Raw genomic sequence first — 16821 nt, 5'->3', positions numbered from 1 at the left:
CCGGCTCGCCGGGGCCTGTCTCAAACAACATTCGGCTCTGTCTCACATTCGGTGGTGACGGAGGGTGTTGGTTAGCCGAGCAGGATTCGGTGTCGTAGGAGGGCGAAGCCCGCGCGTCCGTACATCTGTCGCTTGATCATTTTGGTTTTGGTGTTGACGCCTTCGGTGCCGCCGTTGTGGAAGGGGGACGTCAGGGCGGCGTTGACGGCGTCGCGGTCGAGGCCGAGGCCGCGGGTGAATGTGTGTAGGTGGGGCAGGTCGGTGGTCTTGACCTCGGCGATCCACGTGTCGATCCGGTCGTCGTTGCCGTCTGTGGGCTTGAGTAGCGCGGCGAACGAGCCGATGAAGGCGGCCAGCGCGGTCATCTGCGGGCAGGCGCCGGTGAGGGCGTCGATGAGTGTCCGTTGGTGTTCTTTGAGCTGGTCGGGGGCGGTCAGGAGGTAGCGGGTCAGTCGCCTGGGTGATAGTGCTGGGCGGTCGGCTTCGACGCGGCCTTGGGTGATGTAGCGGTAGAGCAGGTTGAGGGTGCCGGTGTAGCCCAGTTGCTTGATCTCGGTGAGGAGTTGGGTGGCGCCGATGGCGGGGTCTTGTTGGCGGCGGCGGCGTAGGTGGTCGCGGTAGGGGTCGACGAGGGTGGGCCGGTATTGCGGTGCGCGGACCAGGCGTTCGGGTTCACTGATCCGGGCGTACCGTTTGACGGTGTTCAGGCCGAGGTTCAGCCGGCGGGCGCATTCCAGCAGGCCGACGTCCTTGTTGAGTAGGTCGTGGATCTGCTGCCACCGCTGCCGGGTGGTCACCGTCCGTTTGCCTTCCTGTGGCGGCGGCCCAGCGGTGGCCCAGCATGAGCTGTGCGCGGTGACTTCCTTGCGTACGGCTTCGGCGAGGTTGTGCCACAGGTGCCAGCGGTCCGCGACCTGCAACGCCTCGGGCAGGGCGCGGCGGACCGCTTCGGCGTAGGCGCCGGAGGAGTCCCGGCACACCACCTCGACACCGGGATGCTCACGCAGCCACGTCTGGAGCGTTGCGGCCTTGCGGTCGGGCAGCACATCGATGCGTTCACGGGTGACCGCGTCGATCAGGACGGTGGCGTAACGCTGACGACGGCGCAACGCGAAGTCGTCGACCCCGAGCACGCGGGGCACCCGCCGCTCGGGCAACGGTAGGCGCAGCAGCGCCCGCAAGGCGGTGTGCCGGGACAGGACGATCATCGCCAGGGCCGACAACAACCGAGCGCCTCCCCGACCGGCCAGCTGACGCACCACCGCACCGACCTGGGAGATCAGCCGGGGCGTGCGGCGCTGGTAGCGGTGCAGAACTCCCGGAAGCTGTTCCCGGAACGTCTGACGGCAGCCCCGCGTCGGGCATACCAGCCGACGTATACGCACCCGGACCACCACCGGCCGGGCATCGACCGACACGTCCGCGAGGGTCCGCTGGTGATATCTGTGCACCCGGCCCGTCACGGCCGCGCAGCCCGGGCAGGCCACCGGCACCTCGGGAGTCCGAGCCCGCACCAGGATCCGTTCGCCCTCGTCCGTCACGTCGTCGATCACCAGCGGCAACAGCCCCGAGAACACCATCTTCGTAAGATCATCGATCTTGCACACACGTTCTCAACGACATCGACTACCTTCGGTCACCACCGAATGTGAGACAAAGCCGCTAGATCCACAGACCCCGATGCCGCGTCAACCCTGCCCGGAAAACTCATCGGTGGATCAGGGCTGAGGGAACGGGATGTCGCGGGTGCCTTGTGGTCGCTGCTGCTGACCGGATTATTTCCGTAAGTGGTGGCGGTAGCGGCCGGGGGCGAGGCCGTGTTCTCGTTTGAATGCTTTGGCGAAGGCGAATTCGGAGGTGTATCCGGTGCGCTGCGCGATGGTCTGCACTGGTTTGTCGGTGTCTCGTAGCAGCTGTGCGGCCAGGGTCATCCGCCACCAGGTCAGGTAGCCCAGCGGCGGTTTGCCGACCAGTGCGGTGAACCGGCGGGAGAAGGCCGCGCGGGACAGTCCGGCCTTCGTGCCGAGCGCTTCGACTGTCCAGTGCCGGGCGGGTTCCTGGTGGATGTGGTGCACGGCGGTGGTGATCGCCGGGTCGCGCAGTGTCGCCGCCCATCCGGTGGCCGGGCCGTCGTCGGTCTGCTCGTCGAGCCAGGCCCGCAGGATGTAGAGCAGCATCATGTCCAGCAGGGCCGACACGACAGCTTCGGTTCCGTGGTCGGGGTTGGCGATCTCGTCGCCGAGCAGGTTGACGGCAGCGTGTAGCGGCGTGCGGTGGCCGAGACGTGCCGGCAGGTGGATGACCTCGGGCAGCTCCTCGAACAGCGGATGTGGCCGGGTTCGGTCGAGCGTGTATGCGCCGCACAACAGAACCGTCGTGGCCCTCTCGCCGTCGTCGGCGTTCGGCGCCATCTCCCGCAGGGCGGCCGAGGGTGCGCCCGCCAGGGGCGTCGACAGACTGTCGGCTAGAGCGTGCCCGCAACCGTGTGGCAGGCACACCACATCGCCCACGCTCAGGGCGATCGCGGCGCCCTCTGCGGGGATCAGCCAGCACGTCCCTTCCAGCACCACATGGAAGCCGGCCCCGGAGAACGGCTCGGCCCGCACTCCCCACGGAGCGTGCTTGCGGATCTCGACGGAGTGCGGGCGCCCCGTGCGCATGACACCGATCGCATCACTGAGCACATCCATCCCCAGATCGTATCGCCTACCAGCCTTCCACAAGACGATCAGACATGAACCGAAGACGGTGAGCCATGGAAGGCGGCTCCTGATCTTCATACGCTGAAGACGCCAAACAGATTGCCCTATGGGTCTACCAGAAGGACAGAACATGAGCCTGTATGACGCGATTGCGACTGCGACCGGCCGCGACGGCCGCGCGTTCAGTTCGGACGGCAAGTTGAACGTTGACCTGGCCCTGCAGAAGGAGCTGGGGGGCACCGGCGACGGCACCAACCCCGAGCAACTCTTCGCGGCGGGCTATGCGGCCTGCTTCGCCACCTCCATGCAGCTGGTGGCGCAAAAGAAGAACATCGACGTCTCGGGCATGTCGGTCACCGCCGAGGTCGGTCTCGTCCCCAACGGCCAGGGCGGTTTCAAGCTCGAAGTCACCCTGCGGACGAAGCTGCCGCAGAGCCTGCCCCGGGAAGCCGGTCGTGAGCTCATCGAGGCCACCCACCAGGTGTGCCCGTACTCCAACGCCACCCGCGGCAACATCCCGGTCGAGCTGCTCGCCGAGTAACCGCCGCCTGCAGACCGCCGCCTGGACCGCGACCGCCGGAGTTTGCGATCCAGGTGGCGTCGTCTTCCCGGTTCCCCTACGAATCTGTACGAACAGCCCGAGTCGGAGCATGAGCATGACAGAAACATCTACCTCGTCCGCCTCCACGCTGGATCCCACCGAGAGCGGCGCTGGCGCCGCCACGGGCGGACGCGTCAGCAACGCGGCGCTGCTGCTGTTCGTCGTGTGCTCGGCGCAGTTCCTCGACGCGATGGACATCGCGACCATGGGCCCCGCCCTGCCGCAGATCCAACGGGAACTGGGCATGACGCCGGACGCCCTGCAATGGGTCGTGAGTGCCTACACGCTCGGCTTCGGCAGCACACTGCTGCTGGGCGGTCGGCTGGCCGACCTCTTCGACCGTAAGAAGCTGCTGATCGGCGGGCTGCTCGTGTTCGCCATAGCCAGTCTCGTCGGCGGCCTGACCGACGGGACCGCCGTTCTCGTGGTCGCGCGCCTACTCAAAGGCGTCAGCGCGGGCTTCACGGCCCCGGTAGCGATGGCGATCCTGCTCGACGCCTTCCGTGACGAGAAGGCTCGCAACCGCGCTCTCGGCGCGTTCCTGGCCATCACCACGGTCGGATACTCGCTCGGTCTGGTCCTCGGCGGCCTCCTCGCGGGCATCAACTGGCGGCTGGTGCTGTTCCTCCCGGCGGCGGCCGCCGCCATCGTCGTCGCCCTGGCCCTCGTCGCGGTGCCGGGCGGCTCCGGCCGGCAGGGGCGAACCCGGCCGCGGATCGACGTCGTCGGCGCGGCCCTGGTGACAGGCGGTTCCATCGCGCTCGTCTACGGGATCAGCCGCGCCGCGGCCGTCGGTTGGACCGACATCGCCGTCATCGGCCCGCTGGTGGCCGCGGCCGCACTGCTGGCAGTGTTCATCCTGGTCGAACGGGCACACCCGACCCCGTTGATCCCGCTCGCCATATTCACACGCCCCCAGCTCGTACGGGCCAACCTCTGCATCCTGATGTTCGGCGCCTACGTCGGCTTCCAATTCGTCCTCACGCTCTACTACCAGGACGAGCTGGACTGGTCGCCCTTGCAGGCCGGACTGGCGTTCCTTCTCGGCGCGGTACTCACCGGCGCGACGGCTCGACACGCCGCCGTCGCCGTCACGAGATACGGACCCTGGCCGGTGGCGACCCTTGGTCTGCTCACGCTCGGCCTGGGCTACCTCGCCTGGGCCCTGTTCATCGGCCACACCAACCCGATGCTGATCCTGCTCGTGCAGCAGGTGCTCGGCGGCATCGGATTCGCGGCCGCCTACACGGCACTCAACATCGCAGCCGTCGGAGGCGCCCGCCAGGATGAGCAGGGCCTGGCGTCCGGCCTGTTCAACGCCGCCAGCCAGATCGGGGCCGGTATCGTGCTCGCGGCGATCACCACCACCTTCACCGCATACGCCGACTACGGGCTGGGCAGCTACCGCGCCGGACTGTGGACAATCACCGCAGTCTCCGCCGCGATCACACTGCTCACCGCCACCGGAATCCTCGCCAATCGCACGAAAGACCCGATTTCTTGACCTCCTATTCGACGCTCGAGCCTGCCGAACGCAACAAAGGCGCGGTACTCCACCGCTCGGCTGCCACCTCCTGGTGACGCGTGTAGTCAGGTGGCCGGTGCCAAGGACCATGCCACGCGCCTCGACACCGTCGTCGACGTCACGCTTACTGAGCCGAGCATGGACGCGTTTCGCCACGGCCTGCCTGCCGATCGCGGATCGCTCCGTATCGCCCATCTTCTACAGCGCCCTCGGGTTCTCAGCATTCGGTGACTTGGCCAACGATGCTCCGAAGCGGGACCGTGTGCGGACAGGCTGCCTTCCAGGCGCCATACCGGACGGACTCTGAACATGGCGGTAATCCACGACGTTCGAGCGCTGGGCACAGAGTTGGAGCGCTCCTACCATGCGTCCGTGCGTGGGCGGTTGAAGTTCCGCGTCGGTCAGATTGTCTACGCGGCGTTCTCCCTCGACGAGAGCGTGATGGGTTTCGCCTTCCCGAAGGAGGAGCGGGCAGCGCTCGTCGCGTGGGATCCACGCAAATTCCAGATGCCCTCGCCGTCGGAGCTGCGCTTCAACTGGGTCCACGCAGATCTTGCGTCACTGGAACCCACCGAGGCCCGCGAGTTCGTCGTCGACGCTTGGCGCATGGTCGTACCCAACAAGCTCTCTCGCGCCTACGATCTCGCGCATCCCAACGGCCCGGGCTGACGAACCCTGCCTGTAAACGACTTGCGGCTCGCTCAGCTGAGCAATTCTTGTGATCGCCAGAAAGTTCAAACCACGCGAGCTTCTCACGGAGACGGACTCACACGCCGCGATCGTCGCCAAGGCCGACTCCAAGATCTCCATGACGGCCCTGGTCGCGCTCTGGTCGCTTGCATTCGGCCGGGACATGCCCCACTGCCCAAAAGTTAAGGCGGGTTCATTCGGGTGTGTCGGGGCCTGTCTCGCTAAGAGGGCATCTGATCCGGGTAGTGGTTGATTCACGTTCGGTCGTGGCGATGGCGGATTTGGTTCGTTGATTGCGTCGTGGGTGTGAAGGGGCGTGGGTATCGGTCGGACTTGTCGGACGAGCGGTGGGCGTTGATCGAGCCGGTGCTGGCCGCGTGGCGGGCTGGCCGGGTGGGCTTGGGGATCAATCGGCCGGTGCATGAGCTGCGGGAGATCGTCAATGCGATCTTGTACGTGGCCAGGACGGGGGTTGCCTGGGAGTACCTGCCGCACGATTTCCCGCCAGCGAAGACGGTGTACGACTACTACGCCAAGTGGGAAGCGGACGGAACCACGCAGCGGATCCACGACTTGCTGCGGGAACGGGTCCGGGTTGCTCGAGGCCGCAGCGCAAGCCCTTCGGCGGTGGTCCTGGATTCGCAGAGTGTGAAGACCTCGAGCAACGTCGGTGAGTCCAGCCAGGGCATCGACGCGGCGAAGAAGATCAAGGGACGCAAGCGACACATCGCCACCGACACCCTCGGCCTGCTCCTGGCCGTAGTCGTCACCGCCGCGTCGGTGCAGGACTCCACCGCCGGCCGGCACCTGCTCGACATTGTCTCCGCGGACCATCCGGCCGTGGTCAAGGCATGGGTCGACGGCGGCTACAACACACGCGTACGTGGACACGGCGCCGGGCTCGGCATCGACGTCGAACGGGTGCCACGCCGCGCCGAGAAAGGGTTCCACGTCCAGCCCCGGCGGTGGGTCGTGGAACGGACCTTCGGCTGGCTGATGCAACACCGACGGCTCGCCCGCGATTACGAGACTCTTCCCCAGCGAGCGCGAGCGATGATCCATTGGGCCATGGCTAACACAATGAGCCGCTATCTCACCGGAGAATCCACCCTAACCTGGCGAAATGAAAGCCCTTAATCGGACTCACCTCGCCAAGCGGGATCAGATGCCCTCTAAGGGCTCTGTCTCACATTCGGTGGTGACCGAAGGTAGTCGATGTCGTTGAGAACGTGTGTGCAAGATCGATGATCTTACGAAGATGGTGTTCTCGGGGCTGTTGCCGCTGGTGATCGACGACGTGACGGACGAGGGCGAACGGATCCTGGTGCGGGCTCGGACTCCCGAGGTGCCGGTGGCCTGCCCGGGCTGCGCGGCCGTGACGGGCCGGGTGCACAGATATCACCAGCGGACCCTCGCGGACGTGTCGGTCGATGCCCGGCCGGTGGTGGTCCGGGTGCGTATACGTCGGCTGGTATGCCCGACGCGGGGCTGCCGTCAGACGTTCCGGGAACAGCTTCCGGGAGTTCTGCACCGCTACCAGCGCCGCACGCCCCGGCTGATCTCCCAGGTCGGTGCGGTGGTGCGTCAGCTGGCCGGTCGGGGAGGCGCTCGGTTGTTGTCGGCCCTGGCGATGATCGTCCTGTCCCGGCACACCGCCTTGCGGGCGCTGCTGCGCCTACCGTTGCCCGAGCGGCGGGTGCCCCGCGTGCTCGGGGTCGACGACTTCGCGTTGCGCCGTCGTCAGCGTTACGCCACCGTCCTGATCGACGCGGTCACCCGTGAACGCATCGATGTGCTGCCCGACCGCAAGGCCGCAACGCTCCAGACGTGGCTGCGTGAGCATCCCGGTGTCGAGGTGGTGTGCCGGGACTCCTCCGGCGCCTACGCCGAAGCGGTCCGCCGCGCCCTGCCCGAGGCGTTGCAGGTCGCGGACCGCTGGCACCTGTGGCACAACCTCGCCGAAGCCGTACGCAAGGAAGTCACCGCGCACAGCTCATGCTGGGCCACCGCTGGGCCGCCGCCACAGGAAGGCAAACGGACGGTGACCACCCGGCAGCGGTGGCAGCAGATCCACGACCTACTCAACAAGGACGTCGGCCTGCTGGAATGCGCCCGCCGGCTGAACCTCGGCCTGAACACCGTCAAACGGTACGCCCGGATCAGTGAACCCGAACGCCTGGTCCGCGCACCGCAATACCGGCCCACCCTCGTCGACCCCTACCGCGACCACCTACGCCGCCGCCGCCAACAAGACCCCGCCATCGGCGCCACCCAACTCCTCACCGAGATCAAGCAACTGGGCTACACCGGCACCCTCAACCTGCTCTACCGCTACATCACCCAAGGCCGCGTCGAAGCCGACCGCCCAGCACTATCACCCAGGCGACTGACCCGCTACCTCCTGACCGCCCCCGACCAGCTCAAAGAACACCAACGGACACTCATCGACGCCCTCACCGGCGCCTGCCCGCAGATGACCGCGCTGGCCGCCTTCATCGGCTCGTTCGCCGCGCTACTCAAGCCCACAGACGGCAACGACGACCGGATCGACACGTGGATCGCCGAGGTCAAGACCACCGACCTGCCCCACCTACACACATTCACCCGCGGCCTCGGCCTCGACCGCGACGCCGTCAACGCCGCCCTGACGTCCCCCTTCCACAACGGCGGCACCGAAGGCGTCAACACCAAAACCAAAATGATCAAGCGACAGATGTACGGACGCGCGGGCTTCGCCCTCCTACGACACCGAATCCTGCTCGGCTAACCAACACCCTCCGTCACCACCGAATGTGAGACAGAGTCGAATGTTGAGACAGAGCCTTTAGCTCCACAGACCCGCTCACCGCCAGTTCGGGAGGAAGAGGTCACCTCTCACGTATATCTATGTACGGTTCGTCTGGCATCGGCAACAGTTCAACGCCAGGTGACGTGGCCGTCGGGCCTCGGCGACTGTGGGCCACGGAGGCGGTGGTCGCCGGTTCGCCTCGCATCGGGTCGGTGCTGACCTCGTCGGGGTGGGTGGAGTGCGGGGTGAGGGGAGTGTGGGGCGTGCCGGCGGGCTGGGTCTGGGATGAGTCGCTGTTCGAGGGTGCCGCCGTGCACTACGAGCGGGGGCGGCTGCCGTACGCGGAGGGTTTCGTGGCTGCGCTGGCGGAGGCCCTCGGCCTGGACGGGTCTGGTCGGTTGCTGGACGTGGGTTGCGGCCCCGGGACGGTGACGCTGCCGCTGGCCGGGTGGTTCGCGGAGGCGGTGGGGATCGACCCGGACCCCGGGATGTTGGCGCGGGCGCGGCAGCGGGCCGCCGCCGCGGGCGTGGGCGACGTCCGGTGGGTGCGGTCGCGGGCGGAGGACCTGCCGGCCGGGCTGGGGGTCTTCCGGGTGGCGGTGTTCGGGCAGTCCTTCCACTGGATGGAGCAGGACCGGGTCGCGGCGACGGTGCGCCGGATGCTGCTGCCGGGCGGGGCGTTCGTGCACATCAGCGACGCCAAGGAGCCGATGTCGACGACGGGGCTGCCCTGTCCGGCGCCCCCGTACGCGGCGGTGGCCGAGCTGGTGCGCGCCTATCTGGGCCCGGTACGGCGGGCGGGCCGGGGGCTCCTGCCGCACGGGACGCCGGGCGGCGAGGACGCGGTGCTGGCCGCGGCGGGTTTTGTCGGCCCGCGGCGGTTGCGGGTGCCGTCCGGGGCGGTGGTGCGGCGGTCGGTCGACGACGTGGTGGCGTGGGTGCACTCGCGGTCGGACGCGGTGCCGCCTCTGTTCGGGCCGCGGCTTGCGGAGTTCGACGACGACCTGCGGGGCTTGCTCGCGGCGGCAGCCCGGGACGGGTGGTTCGCCGAGCGGGTGCCGGATACGGAGCTGGTGCTCTGGCGGGTTCCCGATGCCGGCATCGTCGGGCGTGATTGAGGCGACCCCCGACGTCGTCGCGGTCGGACCCCTTTCCACCTGCGGGGGCGTGCGTAGTTCGGGTGGGCGATGATCACGATTTCTGGCAGGGTTGGCGCCATGCCCGCCCTCCTGCGTTCCCGTGTCACCGACTGGACCGTCGTCGTTCCGCTGCTCGCCGTCGTGGTCCTGGTCCTGACCTGGGGCAGGGAGTTACCCCCGGTGGTCGTGGTGATCGTGGCGGTGTTCCTGGCCGGGGCGGTGCTGGCGGCCGTGCACCACGCGGAGGTGGTCGCCCACCGGGTGGGTGAACCCTTCGGTTCGCTGGTGCTCGCCGTCGCGGTCACGGTCATCGAGGTGGCCCTCATCGTCACCCTGATGATCAGCGGTGGCGACAAGACGCAGGCACTGGCCCGGGACACCGTCTTCGCCGCTGTCATGATCACCTGCAACGGCATACTCGGCCTGTCCCTGCTGCTCGGCGCGCTGCGCCGCCGGGTGGCGGTGTTCAATCCCGAGGGCACCGGTGGGGCGCTGGCCACCGTGGCCACCCTGGCGACCCTGAGCCTGGTGGTGCCGACCTTCACCACGAGCCGGCCCGGCCCGGAGTTCTCCCCGGCCCAGCTCGCCTTCGCCGCCGTGGCCTCGCTGGCCCTGTACGGGCTGTTCGTGCTGGTGCAGACCGGCCGGCACCGCGACTACTTCCTGCCCGTGGGCGCCGACGGGGCCGTGGTCGACGCCGACGGGGACGGGCACGCCGACCCGCCGTCGCCCGGGGCCGCGCTGGCCAGCCTCGCCCTGCTGGTGGTGGCGCTGATCGCTGTGGTGGGACTGGCGAAGATGGTGTCACCGGCCATCGAGGCCGGGGTGTCCGCCGCCAACCTGCCGCAGGCGTTCGTCGGCGTGGTCATCGCGCTGCTGGTGCTGGCGCCGGAGACCCTGGCCGCGGCCCGCGCCGCGCGCCGCGATCGGGTGCAGATCAGCCTCAATCTGGCCCTCGGCTCGGCCATGGCCAGCATCGGCCTGACCATCCCGGCGATCGCCATCGCCTCGATCTGGCTCGACGGGCCGTTGCTGCTCGGGCTGGGTGGCACTCAGCTGGCCCTGCTGGCGTTGACCGTCGTCACCGGCGTGCTCACCGTGGTGCCGGGCCGGGCGACCATGCTCCAGGGCGGCGTGCACCTGGTCCTGCTGGCCGCGTTCGTGTTCCTCGCCGCCAGCCCCTGACGCGCGCCAGCTCGGCCCCGCCAGCCCGGCGAGCCCAGGCCGCCGGCCGCGCCCCGGACGGCGTGTTGGCGTGCCCGCGCGACGACGGCGAACCCGGGCGCGGGGCGGTGCCGACGCGAGCCGATCGGAGGGTCACCGGGAGCCCTCGCCGACGGCATGATCGAAGTGGGGCCGGGGTACATGCACCGGCGAGGGCGAACCGGGGAGGCGCTGTGACAGCACGCGCGGGACGTCGGCCGCGAGGGCCGCTGGCAGGTCTGCTGGTCGCGTTGGTGCTGGCCGGCGGCTGCGTGGTCGGCGGGGTGGACGAGGGTGCCCCGCAGCAGCCCGGCCCGGAGCGGCCCCGGCAGTCCGCGGCACCGGGCGCGGAGCGCACCCGCGCCGACGGCACCACCAGCGTCGCCGAGTTCAAGGAGGACCTCGCCGCCGCGGTGGACCAGGCCGAGGTGTACTGGACCGCGCAGTTCCGGGAGTCCGGCCGGCGGTTCGAGCCGATCCGGCGGGTGGTGGCGTACCAGCGGGAGGGCGAGGTGTCCTGCGGCGGGCAGGCGCTGCCGCGCAACAACGCCGTGTACTGCTCGGCGGGCGACTTCATCGCCTACGACGTCAACTGGTCGGTCTCGGCGTTCCGGCAGGTCGGCGACGCGTTCCTGTACTACCTGCTCGGCCACGAGTACGCCCACGGCGTGCAGGTACGCCTGGGCATCCGCTACGACTTCACCATCCAGCAGGAGCTGCAGGCCGACTGCATGGCCGGGGCGTACGTCGGCGGCTCGATCCGGGCCCAGCAGCTGACGCTGGAGGAGGGCGACCTGGAGGAGTTCCGGGAGGGGCTGCTCGCCGTCGGCGACGACCCCGACCAGCCATGGTTCGCCGAGGGCGCGCACGGCACCGCCGAGCAGCGCACCGACTCCTTCTTCCGCGGCTACGAGTCCGGCCTGTCGGCCTGCAACCTGGGCTGACTGCCCCCGGAAGGGTCGCCGAGGTCACCCCCGAGCGGGTCCGGCGTCGGAGGGCCGGGGCGGCTGAGAGGATCGCGGGAAACGTGCGACCACTGGAGGACCCGCTGAGCAGCCACCATCCCGCCGCCGTGCTCTTCGACATGGACGGCACCCTGGTCGACAGTGAGAAGCTGTGGGACGTCGCGCTGCGTGAGCTGGCGGCCGAGTACGGGGGCGTCCTGTCCGCCGCCGCCCGGATGTCGATGGTCGGCACCAACATGGCCGACTCGATGCGCATCCTGCATGAGGACCTCGGTCAGCCGCACCGCGACCCGCTGGTCAGCGCGGCGTGGATCGACGTGCGGATCCTGGAGCTGTTCCGTACCGGGCTGCGCTGGCGGCCCGGCGCGCTGGCGCTGCTGGGCGCGGTCCGCGCGGCGGGCGTTCCGACCGCCCTGGTCACCTCCAGCACCCGGCCCCTGGTGGAGGTGGCACTGGACACCCTGGGGCGGGACAGCTTCGACGTGGTGGTCTGCGGCGACGAGGTGGACGCGACGAAGCCGCACCCGGAGCCGTACCTGACCGCCGCCCGGCTGCTCGGCGTGCCGATCGCCCGGTGTGTGGCGATCGAGGACTCCCCGACCGGGGTGGCCAGCGCCCTGGCCGCCGGCGCGGCGGTGCTGGCCGTGCCGGCGGAGGTGCCGATCGCGCCGGCCGACGGCGTACACCAGTTGGAGAGCCTGACCGGGGCGGACCTGGAGCTGCTGGCCGCCCTGCTCGGCGAACCGCCGGCCTGACCTGCCGGCTGGGGTCAGCACCCGCGCGAGGCGCCCCTGCCACCCGACGAGGTGGCAGGGGCACCCGCGGCTCAGTCGTGGGCGATCGCTCCCAGGATGTTGAGCCGGGCGGCGCGGATCGCCGGCAGCGCCGCCGCGACCACCCCGATCAGCGCGGCCAGGCCGAGGAAGATCCCGATCTGGGACCAGGGCAGCACCAGGTCGGTGATCCCCTCGTCCTGGAGCGCCCGGACCACCGCCGCGCCGAGGCCGGTGCCGACGACGACGCCGAGCAGCGCGCCGAAGACGGAGATCACCACCGCCTCCACGGTGATCATCCGCATGGTCTGCGCCCGGCGTAGCCCGATCGCCCGCAGCAGGCCCAACTCCCGGGTCCGCTCCAGCACCGACAGGGCCAGGGTGTTGATGATGCCCAACACGGCGATCACGATGGCCAGCGCCAGCAGGATCTGGATCATCGTGAGCAGCGTGTCGAAGCCGCTGGTCTGCTGCTCGATGAAGCTGGCCCGGTCGGCCACCGACACCTCGGGGCTGTCCGCGACCAGCGCCTCCAACTGCGGCTGCACCTGCGACACGGCCGTGCCCGGGGTGAGCTGAACCAGCGCCGTGAACGGCTGCGGGCTGGTGAACTCCGCCCCCGCCTCCTTCGGCAGCATGATCGACCCGATGGTCCGGTCGTCGGGCAGGACCGCCGTCACCGTGTACGTGTGCGGGCCCTCGCCCCGAACGAACTGGGCGGTCAGCCGGTCACCCACCGACTTGCCCAGCTCCTTCGCGCCGGAGACGCTCAGCGCCACCTGGTCCGGCCGTAGTGTGGCGATCGTGCCCGCCTGCGCGGTGGTGTGGTAGATCTGCCCCATCGCGGCCAGGTCGGTCAGCGCGACCACGTACGTCCGGTCGCCGTCGACGACCGCGTTGTCGTTGTAGACGCCCAGCACCGTGTTCACCCCCGGCACCGCGGCCGCCCGGTCGACCACCGCCGGGTCGAACGTCGGCGGCCGGGGCCCGGTCTGCGCCCCGGCGATCACCAACTGCGCGTCGACGGTGCTCTCCGCCGCACCGGCGATGCTGGACTTGGCCGAGTCGAGGATCACCGTCACCCCGGTGACCAGGGCGATGCCGACCATCAGCGCGGCGGCGGTGATGGCCGTTCGGCGCGGGTTGCGCCCCGAGTTGAGCCGCCCCAGCCGGCCCGGCACCGACCAGGCGAACAGCCCGCCGAGCAGGGACACCACCGGCCGGCTGAGCAGCGGGGTCAGCAGCGCCACCCCGATGAACGTGAACAGCACCCCGGCCAGGATCACCTGCAGCGTGGCGCCGCCGGCGTTGCCGGTCAGCCCCACCGCCAGCAGCGTGCCGCCGACGGCGGTGACCACCGCGCCGGAGACCGTGATCTTGGTCAGCGGCCGGTCCGGGGTTGCCACGTCCTGCATCGCCGCGATCGGCGGGATGCGGGCGGCCCGCAGCGCCGGCAGCAGCGCCGCCACCACGGTGATCAGCATGCCGACCGCGAAGGCGCTGACCACGGCGGCCGGCGGCACGCCCAGCCCGGCCAGGGCCAGCCCGCCGGCGAACGTGCCGAACGCCCAGGCCAGCAGCGCACCCACCCCGATGCCCGCGCCGAGGCCGAGGACCGAGGCGATCAGCCCGACCGCGAGGGCCTCCAGCACCACCGAGCCGATGATCTGCCGCCCGCTGGCCCCGATGGCCCGCATCAGGGCCAGCTCCCGGGTCCGCTGCGCCACGATGATCGAGAACGTGTTGAGGATCAGGAACGTGCCGACCAGCAGCGCCACCGCGGCGAAGCCGAGCAGCACCTTGTTGAAGAAGGACAGCCCCTCCTTGAGGCTGGCCGCTGCGTCGGCGGAGAGCTGCTCGCCGGTCTTGACCTCGTACTGCGCGCCGAGCGCCCGGGTCAGGTCGTCGCGCAGCGCCTCCGGGGTCACCCCGCCGGCGGCCCGCACCGTCACGCTGTTGAACGTGCCGGGCTTGCCGAGCATCAGCTGCTGCGCGGCCGGGGTGGTGAACGCGATCTCATTCACCCCGCCGATGGAGTCCCGCCCGCCGCTGTAGCCGAATACGCCGACCAGGGTGAAGTCGCGGCGCTTGGACTCGAACGCGGTCAGCGCGCCGACCCGGTCGCCCACCTTGACCTTCGCGGCCGTCGCCAGGGCCGCGTTGACCACGATCTCGTCGTCGGCCTGCGGCGCGCGCCCCTCCCGCAGCTTCACCAGGTCGCTCTCGCCGATCCAGTTCTGCCCGAGCTGGGGCGGCCCGAACGAGGTGACCACCTTGCCGTTGCTGCCGATCAGCCGCGCGCCGTCGGCGTTGACCATGCCGGTGGCCTCGGCCACGCCGGGCACCGCCCGGACCCGGCCCACCACGTCGGCCGGGAACGCGGGGGAGACCTGTCCGCCCTCCGCCTCGCCCACCGCGAGCTTCGGCTTGGCGGCGACGTTGACGTCGACGCCGGCGTACGCGTCGGCGAAGACCGCGTCGAAGGACCGGCCAAGGGTGTCGGTGAGCACGAAGGCGCCGGAGACGAACATGACGCCGAGCACCACGGCCAGGCCGGAGAGGATCAGCCGCACCTTGCGCGCCAGCAGGCTCTTGAGGGTGGCCCGAAACATCAGTTCTTCACCTCGGTGATGACCGGGGCGTCGAGCTTCTTCATGGTGTCCAGCACCGTGTCGGCGGTCGGCTCGATCAGCTCCGAGACGATTTCCCCGTCGGCGAGGAACACCACCCGGTCGGCGTACGCGGCGGCGGTCGGGTCGTGGGTCACCATGACGATGGTCTGGCCGTGCTCGCGCACCGAGTTGCGCAGGAAGTTCAGCACCTCCGCGCCGGAGCGGGAGTCGAGGTTACCGGTCGGCTCGTCGGCGAAGATCACCTCGGGGCGGGCCACCAGCGCCCGGGCGCACGCCACCCGCTGCTGCTGACCACCGGAGAGCTGCGCCGGGCGGTGGTCGAGCCGGTCGCGCAGCCCGACCGTGTCGATCACGGTGTCGTACCAGGCCGGGTCCGGCCGGCGGCCGGCGATCGACATCGGCAGCAGGATGTTCTCCTTCGCCGTCAGCGTGGGCAGCAGGTTGAACTGCTGGAAGATGAAGCCCACCTTGTCCCGGCGCAGCTTCGTCAGCCCGGAGTCGCCGAGGCCGGTCACCGTGGTCTCGCCGATCGACACCGTGCCCCGGGTGACTGAGTCCAGGCCGGCCAGGCAGTGCATCAGCGTCGACTTGCCCGAACCGGACGGGCCCATGATCGCGGTGAACCGGCCCCGCTCGAACTCGGCGCTCACCCCCCGCAGCGCGACGACCTGCGCCTCGCCGCTGCCGTACACCTTCCACACATCGCTTGCCCGGGCTGCGGCCCGCGCCTGGCGGCCTACCGTGGCGGTCACGTCATCTACCTCTTCCGTCTGGCTGCTTCCGCACCGCCCCCGCTGGCCGGTGCGGCATGTCACCATCCTCGGCGACCGGTGCCGCCGATCCGTCCGACTCCGGGGGGAGCGGTGGCGGATTTCCCGCTGCGGGTCGGCCCGGAGGGGGACTCAGGGTTCACCCTGACCGTTTCCGACCACGTTGGCGGCGTTCCCCGGACTCGGACGCCAGGACCTGGCACCACTCAGGGTCAAACCCCGCCAGCTCACCGTCGGTCACGGTAGGTGATGATCGCAACACCTCGATACGCGTGCCGGCGGGCCCGGCGCCGCCACGGCTACGCCCGGGGGCGCACCAGACCCGACTCGTACGCCAGCACCACGGCCTGCACCCGGTCGCGTAGCCCCAGCTTGGTCAGCACGTGGCCGACGTGCGTCTTGATGGTGGTCTCGCTGACCGACAAGGCCCGGGCGATCTCCGCGTTGGACAGCCCCCGGGCCACCTGCACGAGGACCTCCCGCTCGCGCTCGGTGAGGGCGTTGAGCGCCTTCGGCGGGGCGGCGGCCGGATCGGGCAGCACGTCCGCGAAGCGGTCCAGCAGCCGCTTGAGGATCCGCGGCGCCACCACCGCCTCCCCGGCGGCGACCGTGCGGATCGCCGTCACCAGATCCTCCGCCGGCACGTCCTTGGCGAGGAACCCGCTGGCCCCGGCGCGCAGCGCCCCCACCACGTACTCGTCGAGGTCGAACGTGGTCAGGATCAGCACCCGCACCGGCAGCCGGGCGTCGACGATGGCCCGGGTCGCGGCGACCCCGTCCATCCGGGGCATCCGGATGTCCATCAGCACCACGTCGGGCAGCAGCCGGCGGGACAGCTCCACCGCCTCCAGGCCGTCGCCGGCCTCGGCAACGATGTCCAGGTCGTCCTCGGTGCCCAGCACCATCCGGAAGCCGGTGCGCAGCAGCGGCTGGTCGTCGGCGAGCAGGATCCGCACCGGCCGCGCCGTCGTCACGCCGTCACTCATGGCCTGTCCTCCCGTCGCGCCGGGCCCGTCGTGGGCCCGCTGATCG

At 70.0% G+C, this 16821-nt stretch carries 14 protein-coding genes; 9 read left to right on the top strand and 5 right to left on the bottom strand.

The genetic code is table 11. From position 1 onward, the window contains the following. Positions 1 to 71 precede the first annotated feature (71 nt). Both ACQPZO_RS17630 and ACQPZO_RS17625 read right to left on the bottom strand, forming a co-directional pair. Entirely contained in the window at positions 72 to 1580 is a 1509-nt protein-coding gene (locus ACQPZO_RS17630) for an ISL3 family transposase (RefSeq protein ID WP_433342327.1), read from the bottom strand. Between the two features lie 195 nt (positions 1581 to 1775). Beyond that, a complete protein-coding gene (locus ACQPZO_RS17625) occupies positions 1776 to 2690 on the bottom strand; it encodes an AraC family transcriptional regulator (RefSeq protein WP_433342338.1) in 915 nt (304 codons plus the stop codon). A gap of 142 nt (positions 2691 to 2832) precedes the next feature. On the opposite strand from ACQPZO_RS17625, the gene ACQPZO_RS17620 reads away from it, so the two are divergent. The 9 genes from ACQPZO_RS17620 to ACQPZO_RS17580 all read left to right on the top strand — a co-directional run bounded on the left by ACQPZO_RS17620 (position 2833) and on the right by ACQPZO_RS17580 (position 12368). After that, on the top strand, positions 2833 to 3243 hold the full coding sequence (locus ACQPZO_RS17620) for an organic hydroperoxide resistance protein (protein WP_433342335.1): 411 nt from the start codon (positions 2833 to 2835) through the stop codon (positions 3241 to 3243). A 109-nt stretch (positions 3244 to 3352) separates the two neighbouring features. After that, a complete protein-coding gene (locus ACQPZO_RS17615; RefSeq protein WP_433342332.1) occupies positions 3353 to 4807 on the top strand; it encodes an MFS transporter in 1455 nt (484 codons plus the stop codon). A 393-nt stretch (positions 4808 to 5200) separates the two neighbouring features. Then, positions 5201 to 5497, top strand: a complete 297-nt coding sequence (locus ACQPZO_RS17610) for an MmcQ/YjbR family DNA-binding protein (RefSeq protein ID WP_433342329.1) — start codon at positions 5201 to 5203, stop codon at positions 5495 to 5497. Positions 5498 to 5824: 327 nt separating this feature from the next. Further along, entirely contained in the window at positions 5825 to 6655 is an 831-nt protein-coding gene (locus tag ACQPZO_RS17605) for an IS5 family transposase (RefSeq protein WP_433351052.1), read from the top strand. A 121-nt stretch (positions 6656 to 6776) separates the two neighbouring features. Then, the gene (locus tag ACQPZO_RS17600) at positions 6777 to 8285 is read left to right on the top strand and encodes an ISL3 family transposase (RefSeq protein ID WP_433342327.1); all 1509 of its coding nucleotides are present in this window, start codon (positions 6777 to 6779) and stop codon (positions 8283 to 8285) included. A 266-nt stretch (positions 8286 to 8551) separates the two neighbouring features. Further along, positions 8552 to 9424: a class I SAM-dependent methyltransferase gene (locus tag ACQPZO_RS17595; protein ID WP_433342326.1), complete on the top strand. Its 873-nt coding sequence runs from the start codon at positions 8552 to 8554 to the stop codon at positions 9422 to 9424. A 99-nt stretch (positions 9425 to 9523) separates the two neighbouring features. Continuing rightward, positions 9524 to 10630 carry a calcium:proton antiporter gene (locus tag ACQPZO_RS17590; protein WP_433342324.1) on the top strand — a complete coding sequence of 369 codons (1107 nt, stop codon included), beginning with the start codon at positions 9524 to 9526 and terminating at the stop codon, positions 10628 to 10630. Between the two features lie 212 nt (positions 10631 to 10842). Then, positions 10843 to 11592 (top strand): neutral zinc metallopeptidase, encoded by a 750-nt coding sequence (locus ACQPZO_RS17585; RefSeq protein WP_433342321.1) that lies wholly within the window; start codon positions 10843 to 10845, stop codon positions 11590 to 11592. A 128-nt stretch (positions 11593 to 11720) separates the two neighbouring features. After that, entirely contained in the window at positions 11721 to 12368 is a 648-nt protein-coding gene (locus ACQPZO_RS17580) for an HAD family hydrolase (protein WP_433351050.1), read from the top strand. A 71-nt stretch (positions 12369 to 12439) separates the two neighbouring features. On the opposite strand, the gene ACQPZO_RS17575 is transcribed toward ACQPZO_RS17580, so the two are convergent. The 3 genes from ACQPZO_RS17575 to ACQPZO_RS17565 all read right to left on the bottom strand — a co-directional run bounded on the left by ACQPZO_RS17575 (position 12440) and on the right by ACQPZO_RS17565 (position 16775). Further along, entirely contained in the window at positions 12440 to 14998 is a 2559-nt protein-coding gene (locus ACQPZO_RS17575; RefSeq protein WP_433342319.1) for an ABC transporter permease, read from the bottom strand. After that, positions 14998 to 15771 (bottom strand): ABC transporter ATP-binding protein, encoded by a 774-nt coding sequence (locus ACQPZO_RS17570; RefSeq protein WP_433342317.1) that lies wholly within the window; start codon positions 15769 to 15771, stop codon positions 14998 to 15000. Before ACQPZO_RS17570 ends, ACQPZO_RS17575 begins: the two co-directional genes overlap by 1 nt. A gap of 317 nt (positions 15772 to 16088) precedes the next feature. Then, positions 16089 to 16775, bottom strand: a complete 687-nt coding sequence (locus tag ACQPZO_RS17565) for a response regulator (protein ID WP_433342315.1) — start codon at positions 16773 to 16775, stop codon at positions 16089 to 16091. Positions 16776 to 16821 lie beyond the last annotated feature (46 nt).

Source organism: Micromonospora sp. CA-111912 (genome assembly GCF_050948415.1).
Taxonomy (GTDB): domain Bacteria; phylum Actinomycetota; class Actinomycetes; order Mycobacteriales; family Micromonosporaceae; genus Micromonospora.
The sequence above is the reverse complement of the archived record's forward strand: the minus strand, read 5'-3'. Positions and strand labels throughout refer to the sequence as shown.

Excerpts from the sequence above, each read along its gene's own strand:
- ACQPZO_RS17590 (WP_433342324.1), top strand. The coding sequence starts at position 9,524 with ATGCCCGCCCTCCTGCGTTCCCGTGTCACCGACTGGACCGTCGTCGTT.
- ACQPZO_RS17575 (WP_433342319.1), bottom strand. The coding sequence starts at position 14,998 with ATGTTTCGGGCCACCCTCAAGAGCCTGCTGGCGCGCAAGGTGCGGCTG.
- ACQPZO_RS17620 (WP_433342335.1), top strand. The coding sequence starts at position 2,833 with ATGAGCCTGTATGACGCGATTGCGACTGCGACCGGCCGCGACGGCCGC.
- ACQPZO_RS17625 (WP_433342338.1), bottom strand. The coding sequence starts at position 2,690 with ATGGATGTGCTCAGTGATGCGATCGGTGTCATGCGCACGGGGCGCCCG.
- ACQPZO_RS17600 (WP_433342327.1), top strand. The coding sequence starts at position 6,777 with ATGGTGTTCTCGGGGCTGTTGCCGCTGGTGATCGACGACGTGACGGAC.
- ACQPZO_RS17630 (WP_433342327.1), bottom strand. The coding sequence starts at position 1,580 with ATGGTGTTCTCGGGGCTGTTGCCGCTGGTGATCGACGACGTGACGGAC.
- ACQPZO_RS17615 (WP_433342332.1), top strand. The coding sequence starts at position 3,353 with ATGAGCATGACAGAAACATCTACCTCGTCCGCCTCCACGCTGGATCCC.
- ACQPZO_RS17565 (WP_433342315.1), bottom strand. The coding sequence starts at position 16,775 with ATGAGTGACGGCGTGACGACGGCGCGGCCGGTGCGGATCCTGCTCGCC.